Here is a 16027-nt window from a genome sequence, read left to right on the forward strand (position 1 = left end):
GGCGCCGGAGAGGGCGCCCGGTCAGTCCTCGCCCTCCTCCAGCCGCCCGCGCAGGTTGTCGCGGCGGCGTTCGAGCTCGGCGATCAGCTCGACCTGCTCGTCCGCCTGGCTGATCATGGCGGAGATCTCCACCTGGTCGGTCGCGCCCATGTCGCGGATCTGGTCGCGGATGTCCTGGTTCTCGGCGCGCAACCGGGCCAGATCCTCTTCGACCTGCCGGAGCTCGTCCTTAGTGCTCATTCACCGGCTCTACCCACAGGAACGGCGGCGATTACCCGGCTTTGACGGGGACGTACAGAATGGGAGCCATGCGGAGGCCGTCGAAGAGCACACTCGTGTCGCTCGCCGTGATCGCCGCGGTGCTGGCAGGAGTGGTCCTCACCCTGGCGCTGAACGGCGCCGTCGGGCCCAACGCTTTTGACGTCGTGCTGCCGGTCATCGCCTCGGCCGGCCTGCTGCTGCGGGAGCGTTGTCCCGTCGCGGCGCTGGTCATCGTGATCGCGGCGACGGGCGCCTACTACCCGTGGGCGACGGTCGACGGGCCGCTCATCGCGCTGCCGCTGTTCACCCTCTACACCGCCGCGGACAAGGGGCATCTCACCGCGGCCATCGTCGCCGGGGCGGCGGCGCTGCTCGGCATGGGGCTCGGCGAGACCGGCGGGGTCAGGCACGTGGACGACAGCGCGTTCCTGATGATCACCGGATGGGTGGTGGCGGCCATCGCGTTCGGCGGCGTCACCCGCAACCGGCGCGCCTACCTCATGGAGGCGCGCCGGCACGCGCTCGACGCCCTGCGCAGCAAGGACGAGGAGGCCAGGCGGCGGGCGGGAGAGGAACGCCTGCGCATCGCCAGAGAGCTGCACGACGTTCTCGGCCACAACATCTCCATGATCAACGTGCAGGCCGCGGCGGCGCTGCACGGGCTGAGGAAGCGGCCCGAGGACGCCGAGACGGCGCTGCGGACGATCAAGGACACCAGCAAGGAGACGCTGCGCGAGCTGCGCACCACCCTGGGCGTGCTGCGCCAGGTCGACGAGGACGCGCCGACCGCGCCGGCCGACAGCCTGGCGCGGGTGGACGCGCTGGTCGAGGCGTCCGGGCTGAAGGTACGCACCGAGCTGTCCGGGCCGCTCGACGCGCTCCCGACCGAGGTCGACCTGGCCGCCGCCCGCATCGTCAGGGAAGCTCTGACGAACGTATCCCGCCATTCAGGCACGAACGAGGCAAATTTGAAGATCAGCAACAGGTCCGGAAATATCGAGATCTGCGTGGAGGATGACGGGCCGGGCGCCTCCTACGACGGGGGCAGCGGCTTCGGCCTGACGGGCATGCGCGAGCGCGCGGCCATGCTGGGCGGCACCCTGGAGGCGGGGCCACGAGCCGAAGGCGGCTTCCGCGTCCTCGCCCGGCTGCCGGCGAAGGGGCTGTGATGGTCCGCGTGCTGCTCGCCGACGACCAGACCCTGGTGCGCGCCGGGTTCCGGTCGATACTCAGCGACGAGGACGACATCGAGGTCGTGGGCGAGGCGCCCAACGGCACGGCGGCCGTCCAGGGCGCCCGCGAGCTCCAACCCGACGTGGTCCTCATGGACATCCGCATGCCCGAGCTCGACGGCCTGGAGGCCACCCGCCGGATCGCCGGCGACCCCCGGCTCGAAGGCGTCAAGGTGATCATCCTGACCACGTTCGACCTGGACGACTACGTCTACGGCGCGCTGCGGGCCGGCGCGAGCGGCTTCCTCGTCAAGGACACCGAGCCGGCCGAGCTGATCCACGCCGTCCGGGTCGTGGCCAGGGGCGACGCGCTGATCGCGCCGTCCATCACGCGGCGGCTGATCGCCGAGTTCGCCGGCCGGGTCAAGCGCCCCGAACCCGGCCCCGAGCTCAACGCGCTCACCGATCGCGAGCGCGAGGTCATGGCGCTGGTGGCGGCCGGGCTGTCCAACGACGAGATCGCCGCCCGGCTCGTGCTCAGCCCCGCCACGGCGAAGACGCACGTCAGCCGCATCATGACCAAGCTGTCCGTACGCGACAGGGCTCAGCTCGTCATCATCGCGTACGAAGCCGGCATGATCACCCCGGGCTGGCTTACCTCCTGACCTGCGGGGACACACCTGCGGGGACACCCCGCACACCCCGGAACAACGGAAGCACGTACGTCCCGAGGGGTACGTCCGGCGGGCCCATGCGACCCGGGGTGTAGACCAGGTGCCCGCCGGAGCATGACGCCGCCGCCCAGGCCGTACGCGCAAGCTCCCGGCATGGACACCGTTGACCTCGCCCGCCTGCAGTTCGCGATCACCGCGGGCGCGCACTTCCTCTTCGTGGCGCTGACGCTCGGCCTGGCGACCCTGCTGGCGGTCGTCCAGACGCGGGCCACCTTCGGCAACAGCCCTGTGCACCTGCGGATGACGCGGTTCTGGGGCCAGCTCTACATCATCAACTACGCGATGGGCATCGTCACCGGCCTGGTGATGGAGTTCCAGCTCGGGCTGTCGTGGAGCGGGCTGACGGAGTACGCGGGCGACGTGTTCGGCTCGGCACTGGCGATCGAGACGCTGGTGGCGTTCTTCATCGAGTCCACGTTCCTGGGGTTGTGGATCTTCGGCTGGAACAAGCTGAACCGGTGGGCGCACCTGGCGCTGATCTGGGTCGTGACGCTGACGGCGTACGCGTCGGCCTTCTGGATCATGGTGGCGAACGGTTTCCTGCAGAACCCGGTGGGCCACGTGCTGGAGGGCGGCAGGATGCGGCTGGCGGACTTCGGGGCGATGGTGGCAAACCCGGCGGCGCAGGTGGCGTTCTGGCACGTCGTCAGCGCCGGGATGGTCGTCGGCGGGTTCTTCATGGCCGGGGTGAGCGCGTACCACCTGCGCAGGCGCACCGCCGAGCAGGACGTCTTCCGCAAGTCGCTGCGAATCGGGATGGGTGTGGCGCTGCCGGCCGTCTTCGTCACCGCGACGTTCGGCGGGCTCGGATTCGAGACGATGCAGCCGGCCAAGCTGGCGGCCTGGTCGGGCGACGCCGAACGCCTCGCCGAGGCCCAGGCGGAGATGGTGGCCGCGCACGGGCCCGGCGACTATCTGCCTCCGGTGGAGTGGGTGCAGATGAGCGGCACGACGATGATGTTGCTGTTCGCGCTGATGATGTTCTTCGCGGGGCTGAGCTGCCTGCTGATGCTCTTCCGTCCGGTCGTACGCGGGTTCACGCTCTGGCACTGGCTGATGACGCTGATGATCCCCGTCCCGTTCCTGGCCATGCTCGCCGGCTGGGCCTTCCGCGAGTTCGGCCGCCAGCCATGGACGGTGTACGGGCTGCTGAGGACGTCGGAGGCGATGTCCCCGGTGTCGGCGGGGCAGATGCGGTTCTCCGTGGTCGCCTTCCTCACGGTGTTCGCCGTGCTGATCGCCGTCAACTACTGGCTGCTGGCGCGGCACGCCCGGCGCGGGCCCGACGCCGTGCTGCTCGGCGACCGCCCGATCGAGGCGCCCGTTCCCGCCCCTACCTTCTGAGGAGCCGTCATGGAGATCTTCATCCTGGCCTTCTTCGCGCTCGGCTACCTGGTGCTGGCCGGCGCCGACATCGGGGTCGGCATGGCGCTGCCGTACCTCGGCAGGTCCGCCGCGGAACGGCGCGAGGTGATCGCCGCGATCGCGCCGTTCTTCCTCGGCAACGAGGTGTGGCTGGTGGCCACGGCAGGTGTGCTCGCGGGGCTCTTCCCCGAACTGGAGGGCGAGCTGCTGAGCGGGAACCACACGGTGGTCGTGGTGCTGCTGCTGGCGTGGGTGATCCGCGACACGGGCCTGTGGCTGCGGGGGCGCGTGCCGGGAGTGCGCTGGCAGGCGTTCTGGGACGGCGCGATCGTGGCCGGCAGCTGGGGGCTGGCGCTGAGCTGGGGCCTGCTGCTCGGGCACGTGCTGCTCGGCAGCACCGGGCCGTTCGCGCTGCTGCCGGCGCTCGTGGTGGCCGCGCTGTTCGGCACGCACGGCATGACGTTCGCGTCGCTGCGGCTCCACGGCGAGCTGCGGGCGCGGGCGGCCGTGCTGTCCGGCGGGGCCGGGGAGGCGCGCACGTACGCGCTGACCTCGGCGGCGCTGGTCACGGTCGGGGTGCTGGCCGGGCTGCGGCTCCCGCTGGACCCGGGCGGCGGGGGCGTGGTGCTGGTGCCGGTCGTGCTCACCATGATGCCGCTGCTCGTGGCGGCGCAGGCATGGGTGTGGTGGACGTTCCGGCACCGGGTCACCGGGCCCTCCTACCTGTGATCGGAACAGGTGATGAAATCCCTGATCATGGCGGTGACCTCGGCCGGGCGCTCATGCAGGACCACGTGGCCGCTGTCGAGCTCGGCGTACCGGCTGCCGGGGATGGCGGCGTGCAGCGCGCGGGCGTGCTCGACCGGGATCAGATAGTCCTGGGCCGCCCCGATGACCAGGGTGGGAGCGGTGATCTTCGGGAGCAGGTCCCTGAGGTCCACGCGCAGGTCCAGCTCGATCTGGCGCAGCGTGCCCCGGGGCGCCTCGCCCTCCAGCAGCGTGCGCGCGCCGATCTCCCGGACGAACCCCGGGCTGAACGCCACGAGCGGCCCGTAGGCGGCGAAGCTTTCGGGGTCGGTGGCGGCCAGCCGCGCCCACGTGCGCAGGCCCAGCTCCAGCCGGGAGTCCGCCAGGTGCGTCCAGCCTGCGATCAGCACCAGCCGCCTGACCAGCTCGGGCCGCTCGGCGGCGACCTTGGCGGCCACGGCGGCGCCCAGCGAGAACCCGACCAGGTCGGACGGCTCCTCGAACGCGGCGGCCACCTGCCCGGCGAGCAGGTCGAGCGTGAGGTCGCCGCCCGGGTCGAAGGTGCGGCCGCTGCCGGCGTAGTCGGGCGTGATGACCGTGCGCACGTCGGCGAGGCCGGGGACGAGGTGGGCGTAGTTGGAGACGGCGTCGCCGCCGGTGCCGTGCACCATGACCAGGCCGGGGCCGCTGCCCGCCGTCAGGTAGTGGACGGATCCGCCGTCGTACGTGGCCGTGGGCATGTCGTTGCGATCCTCTCTTTAGCGATCGATACAGATACCGTAACATAGCGATCGCTATAGAATGGCGGCATGGCCAGGCAACGGGCGTTCGACAGGGAGGCGGCGCTGGAGAGCGCGCTGCTGGCGTTCTGGAGGCACGGCTACGAGGCGACCTCCATCGCGGAGCTGACCGCCGCGATGGGCATCAAGCCCCCGAGCCTGTACGCCGCCTTCGGCGACAAGCGGCGGCTGTTCGAGGAGGCGGTACAGCGCTACCAGGAGACGTACGGCGCCTTCACCACCCGCGCGCTGGCCGAGGAGCCCACGGGGCGGCGCGCGATCGAGCGGGTGCTGCGGGAGGCCGCCGCCGAGTACGCCAGTGCCGAGCATCCCTCGGGATGCCTGGTCATCACGGCGGCGGTGAACTGCGGCCCCGAGTCGGCGGAGGTGGAGGAGTCACTGCGGGAGCTCAGGGAGCAGGCCAAGGCGGCGCTGCGGCGGCGCATCGACGACGACGTGGCGGCGGGGCGGCTGCCCGCGGAAACGGACACGGCGGGGCTGGCGACGTTCTACGCCTCGGTGATCCAGGGCATGTCCACGCAGTCGCGCGACGGCGCCTCACACGCCGACCTGCTCGCCATCGCCACCCTCGCCATGTCCGCCTACCCGGCGAGCGGTCACCCCCGTGCCGGGTCAGCGGACTGGTCGGCGGCCAGATGAGCCTGCAGTTCGGAGTGGCGGAACTGGTAGAAGGGCCCGACAGTCCGCAGGACGCCCAGCTGGTGCAGATCATGCAGGAAGCGCATCAAGCGGAACGGCAGCCGGCCCGAGGGCCCGAGGTGGGTCAGGGCGATGGTGGACATCAGCCACATGTGCTGGCGTTTGTTCACCAGGCCGAACGCGATGCCGAAGACGATGCCCATCCCCGCGTGCACGGACGCGGACGAGGAGGGCGGCACGATGGACGCCTCGTTCATGAAATCCACGCCGAAGCCGACGATCGCTCCGAGGAGCAGCGCGTTCATCAGGTGCACGCCCACGAGGCTCCGGTTGACCCGCCAGGTGGACTGCGGGGTGAGGGCGGCGGTGAACGGCGGGAGCCGGTTCTCGTCCGCCCGGGCGGGCTTCGTGTCCCGCTGCTGCAGGACCCGCACGCTCACCCAGCCGAGGCCGAGCGCCGAGAACAGGGCGGCCAGGCCCATCTTCCAGCCGTACGCCACGAGGGAATAGGCCACGAACGGCAGGCCGACGCCGGCCGGCATGATGAACATCATCATGCGTGCGTCGGACAACAGGCCGCGGGTGAAGTCCCGCAGCCGTTGCCGTACGCGCAGCGGAGCGAAGTCGGGGGTACGAGCGGCCTGCACCGCGGACAGGCCGAAGCAGATGCCGAAGGCGGAGCCGAAGACCGGCCCATAGGTCAGCGTGGCGGTCAACGCGGCGGGGAGCGCGAACGCCAGACCGCTCAACCAGCCGATCCAGGTACGGGCGAGCGCGCGCCGTACCCGGGAGGCGGGCAGCGCCTGGTCGGTCAGCCGCCACCAGGCCAGGTCATGCCCGCCGGATTCGGCCTGCAGGCGGGCCAGCCGTTTCGTCCATCCGGCGAGGCCGGCCGGGTCCCAGGTCGTGGGCCTGATCGTGGCGCGTGCGTTCAGCAGCGCGCTGAGCAGATTGTCGAGCAGGTGAGCGCGCAGGGCCTGCACGTCGTCGGCGTACTCGGTGACCAACGGAGCCGGGTCGGCGTCCGGCTGGTCGACGTAGACGGCCCGGACCAGCCACAGTCCCAGGGCGGTCGAGGTGACCTCGGCCAGCGCCGGCGCGGCGCCCTCCCTGAGGGCGCGCAGGACCTTGGTCCACTCCGGGGACGAGGACAGCGCGGGCAGATGGGCGCTCAGGAAGTCCGCCACGACGTCGGGGTGCAGCGCCTTGGGCGCGATGACGGCGGTGGCCTTGAGCGGGCGCCGCGCGGCGGTGACCGCGTTCCCGTATTCGGTGGTACGCGATGTGATGATCACCTGATCGCGTTCCATGAGCGTTTCGGACAGTTTCTCGATCACCTTGGCGCGGGCGGGCTCGGGCAGCTCGTCGAGGCCGTCGAGAACCGCCAGGATCGCGCCACGGGCCGCCAGGACGTCGGCGCCGTCCTGCCGCTTGCCCGGCGTGCGCAGGGCGGCGTAGTCGGTGCGCACGCGCTCGGCCACCCAGTCCTGGAAGCGAGGGTGGGCCTCGATGTCCCAGTCGGCGACGGGCAGGAGCACCGGGACCGGGTCGTCGTCGGCACGCGTGCGGATCAGTTCCAGCATCAACTGGATGGCCAGGGTCGTCTTGCCCGTGCCCGGGCCTCCGGTGATGACCAGGCGGCGCCGGCGCAGCGCGCGGAAGGCGACGGCGAGCGCCTCGACGTCGTCCGATCGGCCCGACACGGCCGGCTCGCGGTCGGCGATCAGATGCGGGTGATCCATGAGTTTGGTCCGGCGGGTCATGTGCCAGGAGACCGGGATGGGCGGATCGCCCAGGGAACGCGTCACCACCTCGTCGCTCCACCGGTCGTGGACCAGCTGGGCGAGCTCCCGCATCGTCTCGGTGACGGTCCCGGGGGCGGGGGCGAGCACGCGCCCGGCCCGTTCGACGATGACGCCGGCCGCCACCGCCGCCACGATGGTGCCGGCGGCCCAAGGGGCGCTCCACACACCGTCGTTGAGCACCTGGTTGGCGGCCACCGACACCACGACCGGCGCGAGCACCATGGACAGCCATAACAGCCGGGCCCGCCACCTCCGCTCGCCCACCATGGCGGCCATGGTAGTCGTGGCCCGCGGCCGATGACCTTGCTTCGCGTTGAAGAGGGCCGAATCTCCTGTGTCGGGCGTGCGCGTCTACGGGCCGTCCGCTGGTCAGGCCCTGACCGCCTGCCGGGCCCTGAGGGCGATCTCCAGCTCGAAGCGGATGTCGGGGTCGGTGAGCTGGTCGCCGTAGAGCTCTTCGAGCTGCCGCAGCCGGTAGCGCACGGTCTGCGGGTGCACGTGCAGCCGGGCGGCCACCTCACCGGCGCCCCTGCCATGCCGCAGCCAGGCGAGCAGCGTCTCCGCCAGCCGGTCCTGCTGGGTGGGCCGCAGGTGGGCCAGGGGCGCCAGCCGCACCTCGGCCAGCGCGCTGACGAGCTCCTCGTCCTTGAAGACCACCAGCGTGGCCATGTGGTCGGCGCACCGCACCAGCCCGCCGGGCAGGACGCCGCGGCGCGACAGGCCGAGCGCCTGCCTGGCCCACCGCAACGACGTCGCGGCGGCGGTCAGGGGCACGGCGGGGCCGATGGCGGCCCGGCGGCCGCGCAGGGCCTGGTCGAGCATCCTGGCCTGGCCGGGGCCGTTGGGGTCGGGCGCCAGCAGGCACGGCTCCGGCCGGTCCATGGCGGTGAGCACGTCGGAGGGGAACACGAGCGCGGGGCAGGGGCCGAGCCCGTCGTCGAGCGCCACGCAGGCCACCGTTCTCGGCAGCCGCCACCCGGCGGCCCTGGCCAGGTCGGCGATGGCCTCGGCGCTGGCGGGCGGCCGGCTGAGCAGGAGGTCGAGCAGCCGGGCGCGGCGGCGCTCGGTCTCGCCGGCGGCGTGCGCCCTGGCCTCGGCGAAGCCCTCGGCCGCCGCGTCGGCGAGCTGGTCGAGGTGGACGAAGATGGCCTCGCCCAGGTCGTACAGGTTCTGCGGGGACAGCCCGCACGGGCCGGCGAGCTCGGTCAGCCGCCGCCAGCCCACTCTGGCGCCGAGCCGCATCGCCGCCTGCAGCGGCTCCAGGTTGCGGCCCTCGGCCGCCTCGCCCCTGCCGATCATGCGGAACGGCTCGGGATCCCACGGGGCGTCCGGGTCCTCGACGCGGTCGAGGAAACCCTCGACGGCCTGCTCGACCGCGATCCTGATGACCTTGATGTAGAGCTCGTCCGACGGCCTCGCGTATTCGGGGATCCGGGTCTGGATCTCCTCGATCACCTCGTCGGAGACCCGCCCGATCCCCGGCCTGAGCGCTTTCGCGATATCCGCGGTGGTACGGCTTTCGCTGCTGTCACTCTTGATGACCATCGTCCCTCCTGACACCCATTGTGACCCAGGCGACAAGAGTTGTGTAGCAAGAGCTTGTTTGTTATCACTTCTGGAGGAAGGCGGCGAACTCCTCCACGTCGATCAGGCCGTCGCCGTCCTTGTCGAGCTGTCGCACGCCTGCCTGCGCGGTCTCCAGCGTGACCGGCCGGCCGAGCACCTCCATCAGCCGTACGAGCTCGACCGCGGAGATCCTCCCGTCCTTGTCGGCGTCGATCAGGTCGAAGGTGGTCGCGTAGTCGCTCATGGGTCGCCATTCTGCGGGATCCGCTGTCGCGTCGGGAGTATCACTCTTGAAGTGACAAGCTTATTTCAGGATAAAACTGCCCAATGGGCGGTGATGGAGTAGGCCACCTCAGGAGTGGATCACAGGTGGGCGGGCGGAGATGGATTGGTGGAGTGCGTTCGCCACCGCGTGGACGAGCGGGACCTGAGAGGCATCCCAGACGAGGTTGAGACCGCTGTGGCTGCGGAGGATGAGCCTGCCGTACAGCAGGATGGGCAGGATCACCAGCGCTCGGCCAGTCCCGCGTTGATCTCCGTGAGCAGCACTGTGGCCGTGATGTGGCGGACGCCAACCGGCTGGGTCAACGTGGCTCTGGCGTGCCGTACGGCATCGCCCACGGTCTCCAGCCCGAGCGCTACGGACTGCGGCGTGCGGATGGCGGTGCTCGCGTGGATCCGCCGGGTGGCCATGTTCAGATAGGTCGCCAGCAGTTCCGCGCGCAGGGCGCGGGGCTGCAGCACTGGCAGCCCGACCGCCTCGGCGAATTCCGCCCGCGTCAGCGTTCCGTCGGTGGGCGAGGTGTCGTAGCGCTGGTCGGTGGCCTGCACGCGGTCCAGCGCCTCCTGGGTCCGCAGCGCCGGGAAGAGCGTCCAGACGGCCAGCGGCCTGGGGTCGCGGGTTGCGGGTGGGAGCGTGATGCGCGTTTGCGCCGTGGCCTGCGCCGCGGCATAGGGGCAGTCGCCGCCGTCGCCGAAGGACAGCGACACCGGTACGGTCACCGTCGTGCCCTCCGCCAGCAGCAGGCTCGGCCGGGTGGTGAAGGCGATCGTGCGGGACGCGACCGCCGCGACCGCGCCAACGTCCCAGCGCAGCGTGGTGGTGCCGTCCGGGTTGCGGGTGACGGTCTCGGGCGGCGTGCCCTGGCCCGGGCTGTAGTAGAGGCCGGCGGGCACCGTGGCGGTCAGCGCCGCTCCCGACGCCGGTCCGGTGCCGGTGTTGCGGTAGGTGAGTGTGAAGGTCGCAGGGTCGCTGCCCGCCGCGGCGGCCTCCAGCGTCAGCGCCGGGCGGCGGACCGTGCTGGCCGCGGTGGCCGTGTTGTCGGCCAGCGTGCCACTCTCGGCATATCCCGCGGCGTTCACGCCCGAGACGGTCGCCGTATTGGTCAGTACGGTGCCGTCGGCCGTCGTGCAGGGCACGGTGTAGGTGAAGGTGTGCCGCGCTGAGCCGCCGGCGGGCAGGTCGGCGACCGAGCGGCCGGTGCGCGTGCCGTCCGGCATCGTGTCGTCGATCCACACCCGGCCGGCCGTCGCCGGTCCCTTGTTGCCCACGGTGACCGCGTAGGTGAGGCTGTCGCCGGGCGTCGCCAGCGCCTTGTCCACGCTCTTGGCCGCCGTCAGGTCGATGTGCGGGTTGAGGGCCTCGGCCGCTTCCTCGGTGATCTCCGCGCTGCCGGCGCCGAGCACGCCCTTGTGCGCGCCGTCCTCGAACATCAGGCTGTTGCGGAAGTCGAGGTTCACGTGCTCCCAGTCGTTCCACGCGCGCAGCCGCTGGCCGGGTGAGGCGGGGCAGGACCTCGTGTCCGTCCCGAAGTGGATGTGGTTGACGTCGCCCGTCGCGCCCGCCTGGTTCGCGCCGTCGCCGTTCCAGTCGACCGCGAGGGACGCGTCGGTGGTCCGCGGCACGCCCGCCAGCCCGTAGACGACCCTCCGGGTGCCCACGCCGGGAACGGCGGCGCCGATCTCGTCGAGTCCCTCGTTCTCCTCGAGAGACCGCAAATCCTGTGCCTGGTAGTCCAGCAGCCTTCCCGGATTGTACGCACCGGCGAACTGGTGGGTGTAGTTCATCACGCTGAGGTAGTTCGGCTTGCAGTTGATGCTGTCGACGCCCCCGTGCTGCAGGCCGAGCGTGTGGCCGAGCTCGTGCATGAACGTCCCGGCCTCCACCTCGACCTGGCCCCCGTCATCGGTGATCATCGTGCTGTCCCAGCGGCCGAGGGTGATCACGAAGTCGTTGCCGCCGGGCAGCGCCATGCCGGCCAGGGTGTGGACGTCCACGATCTCCTGGGTGCTGTCGCCCGCCTCGGCCTTGCCCGACTGTGTCCCCCTGCCGCTGAGCCCGTGCGCGGACACCGCGTAGCGGAAGACCAGCCGTTTGGCGCCCAGGATGGCCTCACAGTTGCGGTCGATCCGGTCGAGCACGTCGCCGAAGGCGCCGTCGCACTTGTTGGTCGCGTTGCCGTTCCTGAGGTCGTCGAAGTCGTCCCATGCCCCTGGCTGTTTGGTGTCGAACGTGATGTCCTGTGCCTCGGTGATCGCCTCGCTCCTGCGGACGTGCAAGGTGATCCCGCGCCGGGCGAACGCCGCCTCCACCTGGCTGATCGCCGCATTCGAAAGCTCCCGTGATCGCATGCAGTACCCCGGCATGGCGCACCGCATCCAGTCCAGCTCCACGAAGAGGTCTTTGCGATCAGGGTCGGCGTTGTATGGCGCCGCGTTCAGCGCCAGGTCGACAGTGCCGTCATCGTCGTAGTCGATGCCGTGGCTCTCCCACTTGTCCAGCAGCCCGTCCTTGTCGCGGTCGGGCGCCTGCGTCACCTTCAGCTTCGTCGAGCACGTCCCGATCGGTGTGTCGCCGGTCAGCGAGGAGAAGAGCTGCACCCGAAGCCCTCGTTCCTCGTCCATCGCCCGGCCGTACGCCGGGGGCAGGTTGCGCTCCACGAAGAGCAGGCCCGAGTCCGGCGAGACGAGCTGGCTGTAGAACTCCGTCTCGTGCCAGTAGTGGAAGCTCGCCTGCACCTTCGCCGTGACCCGGGCGCTCCGGCCGCTGTTGTTCTGGAATCCGATCCGGATAAGCGGTCCCTCCCCCTCCATGACCCTGGTATACGAGGGCGTCTCGAACTCGCAGTTCGCGACGATCGGGCCGGCAACGGCCCGCGCGGCGGGGGCGCCGGCTAACGCAGCCATGACGATGAGCAGCGAGGCTATAAGTGTCCGCACGACCCGAGTGTCAATCACGGGCCGTGCGGTTCGCCTGAGTATGGCCTACTCAATTTGCCGGCCTCGGGTTGGCGCAGCCGGCGTCCTGGACGCTGTGGCGCGGCCGCATTCCCGGCCGCGAGGACGCCATCGTCCATCCACCGCGTCATCCACGGACCAGAAACCTCCAGGGACGTCGCACCTCGCGCAAGATCATTCTCGGGGACGTACTCATAGATCGTGGAGCGGCTGACGCGAGCAGCCGGGGGGTGAGCAGGTCGCTGGCGTGCGTGATCTGCTCGGCCGCAGTGGAGTTGAGTAGGGGGTTACTCATGCCGTCCCCGACCATCCCCCGCACAGTTGGGTGCACGGATGATCCAACAGAAGGAAGCCGATCATGTGGCCAAGGCTTGCCACCGCCCTGCTCGCCTCGTCTGTCCTCGCCGCCGGAATGACGGCCGTCGCAGCTCCCGCCACCGCGCAGAGCGGCACGACCGCCTGCTTCGGCGCCGACACTCCGGTGCGGACCAAGGCGTGGTGGAAGAAGAAGAACCCCACCTGGAGTGAAAAACGGATCAACAGCTACGTCCTGTTGACGGAGGGCATCGCGGGGTCCGCGATCGAGTGTCTGGTCAACGAGGAGCGCAAGAAGGCCGGGATCGCCCGGCTCACGTACAACAGCCCTCTGTTCAAGGCCGCGAAGAAACACGTCGAAGACGCCAAACGCTACAGGTGGTGGCATGAGGACGCCGATTCGGCTACCTACCACCTCTTCCGGGGGCGCAGAGACGGGGCCAACCAGACCGACAGGGCCCGCGCCGCGGGCTACTGCAAGGGAGGCAGCTCCTGGTACGTCAAGGAGAACGTCTACCAGGGCTGGGGGCGTGCCGCCACGGCCAGGGAGGCCGTGCGGTGGTGGATGCGGAGCCCGAGCCACCGGGCGACCATCCTCGACCCGGGCATGAAGGAGGCGGCGGTCTCGGCGCAGCACGGTACGGCCGACTCCACCAACAGGCAGGCGCTCAACTCCGACATCGCCATGGTCACCGCGCAGGTGTTCGGCCGCTGTAGGTGACCGGTCGCGATCGGCGGTATCTGGATCGATCCCGCACCGGGACCTCGCCGCAGGCCGAGGACCGTCGGCTGCTTGACCACACCGATCGCTCAGCGGGGTGGCCGGTCCAGGAGGCTCGCGAGGGCCGCGCGGTCGTTGACGCCGGTTTTGCCGTAGATGGCGTACAGCGTGTTGGCGACCGTGCGGACGGAGACGACGAGGCGCTCGGCGATCTCGCGATTGGTCATGCCCTGGGCGGCCAGCAGGGCGATCTCGCGTTGGCGTGGGGTCAGGCCGGGCACGTCGAGGTCGAGCAGCGCCAGGGTGCGGGCGCCCTGGCAGCGCTGGGTGAGCCGCCAGGCTCGCGTCTCGGCCGCCCGCGCGCCACGCGGCAGCCCCGCCTCCCGGTAGCGCGCTGCCGCGTGGGCCGCCGCTTCGGCCGCGTGCACGAGCAGGCCCGATCGCTCGAATCCGGCCGACACCGCGTCGAACCCCGCCCCGTCACGGGCGGCGGCGTGCTGTGCGAAAAGCGTCACTAGCGGGCCCTTGATCTCGACCGCGGCCAGCCGGTCGGCGACCAGCTCGGGACGGCCGAGCCGGACCACGTCGTGCAGCGCGAACGGCACGTCACAGGGCAGCGCGCGCTCCGCGGTCTCCAAGCACAGCTCGACGGCTCCGGCGACGTCGCCGCGCTCGGCCAGGGTCCACGCCCGGGCCAGGCGGAGCGGCACGACGATGGACGGGCCGACCGGTAAGACCGTGGCCTCCGCCCGAGCCAGCACCTGCTCGGCCGACGCGACGTCGCCGAGCAGCGCGTACGCGTGCGCGAGCTCGGCCAGGCACGGCCCCGCGAGCATACTGCGGTTGGGCAGCCACGCAGCCGCGTCGCGGGCCCGCGCGAGGGCGTCGGCGAGCCGCCCGCGCAGCCGCAGCACCCGCGCCTGGAACGTGCTGAACTCCACCATCACCCGGGCCCAGGTGCCGAACTCGCCGTTCAGGCCGTGGCCCTCGCCGGCGAGCCGCTCGGCGGTATCCAGATCGCCGAGCAGCAGCGCGGACTGCGTCGCGCTCCCGATCAAGAAGGCGGTGAGGCTGCCCATGGCGTCCGGTTCCCTGGCGATCTCGGCGCGCAGCTCCGCCGCACGGGCCAGGCATTCCGCGGCGCGGCCCCGCGCCGCCAGGACACCGGTCTCGACCACACCCATGGCGCGCACGCCCTGAGGGGTGAGAGCTCCCACGCGCCGCGCCCGTGTCACCACGTCCTGGGCCGCGTCGAGGTCGCCGGTGAGCACCGCCAGCACGGCCCGGATGGACTTCAGGCCCTCCCGCTCCACGACGTCGTGGATGGGCCGGATGGTCTCCTCTATGACCGCTCCCGCCTTCGCGACGTCCCCGAGCCCCATGGCCAGGTTCAGTGCCCGCTGCGCGCCGAGATCCATCCGGGCGCGCTCGTGCATCTCCCACTCCCAGGCGGCGGCGAAAACCTCCTCGGCCTCGTCGTAGCGGTCGCCGTAGTACAGCACCGTGCCCAGGGCCGAGAGCGCGGGCGCCCCGCCACCGGCGGCCACGGCCGCCCGCCCGAGCCGTTCGGCCAGCTCCAGGTCGCGGACCACTCTGGCGCGCTCGCACCCGGCCAGCAGCAGCCCGGGATCGCCGGTCATGCCGGCGTCCAGCCGCCACACGGCCACGCGCAGCACGTCCTCGCGCCGGCGCAGCCCCGCCCCGGTGACCGTCTCGGCCAGCCGGCGCATCATCGCGCGGGCCCGCAGCACCCCGCAGCCATCCCTGATGACCTCGCCGTGCAGGGGATGCGCGAGCCGGACCGGCAACCGTCGCCCGTCGGGCTGCACCACGACGAGCTGCCGGTCCTCCAGGCTCTGGACGGCGTCCAGCGAACCGAGCGCGGCCAGCAGGTCCGCACCCAGGGGCTCGCCGTACGCCAGGAGCTCCAGCACGTCTCGTTCCCGCGCGGTCAGCTCGCCGATGCGGCCCGCGATCGTGTCGCGCAGCGACGGCGTGATCGTCAGCGGCCCACGCCACCGCCACAGGCCGCCGTCGTCAGAAAGCCCTCCGGATAGTACGAGCTCACGTAGGTAGAGCGCGTTGCCCTGACTGGCGCGCCACAGCCGGGCCACGGTCGCCGACTCCACCTGCCCGCCCAGCGCGGCCTCCAGGACGGCCGTGGTCTCCTCCAGCGAGAACGGCCCGAGTTCGAGCCGCGGCAGCAGATCGTCCTTCCACAGCGCGAGCACCGCGTCCGGTACGGGCTCCTGGCTGCGGAGTGTCGCGATCACGCGGGTGCCGCCCCGCGTCACCAGGTGATGGACGAGCGCGGCCGAGGCCGGGTCCAACAGGTGGGCGTCGTCCACCGCCAGCACCGGCGCCCGCAGGGCGGCGGCCGCCCAGCCCAGCAGGTTGCCGGCGGGCGGCGTGGCGGGAAGCAGCGCGGCGAACGCGCCCAGCGGAACCTCGGCGGCGGCCGCAGTGGCCCGCGCCCAGGCGACCGCGTTCACGTCGCGTACGGCCTGCGCCACCAGGCGGCTCTTGCCGGCCCCCGGAGGACCGGCCACCACGATGCCACCGGCCGCCGACCTGATCTCCGCGAGTTGCGCCGTACGTCCGGTGAACGGCCAGCTGCGTGGTGTCACGGCGAACAGCGTATTTGAGTAGGCCGTGCTCATGCGAG

Annotated in this window: 13 protein-coding genes; 6 read left to right on the forward strand and 7 right to left on the reverse strand. The window is 71.4% G+C overall.

Annotation, left to right across the window (positions count from 1 at the left end):
* Positions 1-21: 21 nt before the first annotated feature.
* Positions 22-240, reverse strand: coding sequence for a hypothetical protein (locus ABGA98_RS39735; protein WP_347623628.1), 219 nt, complete (start codon positions 238-240; stop codon positions 22-24).
* A gap of 68 nt (positions 241-308) precedes the next feature.
* On the opposite strand from ABGA98_RS39735, the gene ABGA98_RS39740 reads away from it, so the two are divergent.
* The 4 genes from ABGA98_RS39740 to ABGA98_RS39755 all read left to right on the forward strand — a co-directional run bounded on the left by ABGA98_RS39740 (position 309) and on the right by ABGA98_RS39755 (position 4261).
* Positions 309-1430 carry a sensor histidine kinase gene (locus tag ABGA98_RS39740; protein ID WP_347623629.1) on the forward strand — a complete coding sequence of 374 codons (1122 nt, stop codon included), beginning with the start codon at positions 309-311 and terminating at the stop codon, positions 1428-1430.
* The gene (locus ABGA98_RS39745) at positions 1430-2098 is read left to right on the forward strand and encodes a response regulator transcription factor (protein ID WP_347623630.1); all 669 of its coding nucleotides are present in this window, start codon (positions 1430-1432) and stop codon (positions 2096-2098) included. Before ABGA98_RS39740 ends, ABGA98_RS39745 begins: the two co-directional genes overlap by 1 nt.
* A gap of 162 nt (positions 2099-2260) precedes the next feature.
* Positions 2261-3511: a cytochrome ubiquinol oxidase subunit I gene (locus ABGA98_RS39750; RefSeq protein ID WP_347623631.1), complete on the forward strand. Its 1251-nt coding sequence runs from the start codon at positions 2261-2263 to the stop codon at positions 3509-3511.
* A gap of 9 nt (positions 3512-3520) precedes the next feature.
* Positions 3521-4261, forward strand: a complete 741-nt coding sequence (locus tag ABGA98_RS39755) for a cytochrome d ubiquinol oxidase subunit II (protein ID WP_347623632.1) — start codon at positions 3521-3523, stop codon at positions 4259-4261.
* On the opposite strand, the gene ABGA98_RS39760 is transcribed toward ABGA98_RS39755, so the two are convergent.
* A complete protein-coding gene (locus ABGA98_RS39760; protein ID WP_347623633.1) occupies positions 4252-5019 on the reverse strand; it encodes an alpha/beta fold hydrolase in 768 nt (255 codons plus the stop codon). The two genes, ABGA98_RS39755 and ABGA98_RS39760, sit on opposite strands and share 10 nt — an antisense overlap.
* A gap of 69 nt (positions 5020-5088) precedes the next feature.
* On the opposite strand from ABGA98_RS39760, the gene ABGA98_RS39765 reads away from it, so the two are divergent.
* Positions 5089-5718 carry a TetR/AcrR family transcriptional regulator gene (locus ABGA98_RS39765; RefSeq protein ID WP_347623634.1) on the forward strand — a complete coding sequence of 210 codons (630 nt, stop codon included), beginning with the start codon at positions 5089-5091 and terminating at the stop codon, positions 5716-5718.
* On the opposite strand, the gene ABGA98_RS39770 is transcribed toward ABGA98_RS39765, so the two are convergent.
* From ABGA98_RS39770 to ABGA98_RS39785, 4 genes are all read right to left on the reverse strand, one after another.
* Positions 5676-7790 carry an NACHT domain-containing protein gene (locus tag ABGA98_RS39770; protein ID WP_347623635.1) on the reverse strand — a complete coding sequence of 705 codons (2115 nt, stop codon included), beginning with the start codon at positions 7788-7790 and terminating at the stop codon, positions 5676-5678. The genes ABGA98_RS39765 and ABGA98_RS39770 overlap by 43 nt on opposite strands.
* Before the next feature lie 102 nt (positions 7791-7892).
* Positions 7893-9068: a helix-turn-helix domain-containing protein gene (locus ABGA98_RS39775; RefSeq protein WP_347623636.1), complete on the reverse strand. Its 1176-nt coding sequence runs from the start codon at positions 9066-9068 to the stop codon at positions 7893-7895.
* 64 nt (positions 9069-9132) lie between these two features.
* Positions 9133-9333, reverse strand: coding sequence for an EF-hand domain-containing protein (locus tag ABGA98_RS39780; RefSeq protein ID WP_347623637.1), 201 nt, complete (start codon positions 9331-9333; stop codon positions 9133-9135).
* 260 nt (positions 9334-9593) lie between these two features.
* Positions 9594-12308 (reverse strand): hypothetical protein, encoded by a 2715-nt coding sequence (locus ABGA98_RS39785; protein WP_347623638.1) that lies wholly within the window; start codon positions 12306-12308, stop codon positions 9594-9596.
* Between the two features lie 376 nt (positions 12309-12684).
* On the opposite strand from ABGA98_RS39785, the gene ABGA98_RS39790 reads away from it, so the two are divergent.
* Entirely contained in the window at positions 12685-13362 is a 678-nt protein-coding gene (locus tag ABGA98_RS39790; protein WP_347623639.1) for a CAP domain-containing protein, read from the forward strand.
* 89 nt (positions 13363-13451) lie between these two features.
* Here ABGA98_RS39790 and ABGA98_RS39795 read toward each other — a convergent pair whose 3' ends face one another.
* On the reverse strand, positions 13452-15989 hold the full coding sequence (locus ABGA98_RS39795) for a LuxR C-terminal-related transcriptional regulator (RefSeq protein WP_347623640.1): 2538 nt from the start codon (positions 15987-15989) through the stop codon (positions 13452-13454).
* Positions 15990-16027 lie beyond the last annotated feature (38 nt).

Origin of the sequence: Nonomuraea sp. B1E8 (genome assembly GCF_039871515.1) — a bacterium.
Lineage (GTDB): Bacteria > Actinomycetota > Actinomycetes > Streptosporangiales > Streptosporangiaceae > Nonomuraea.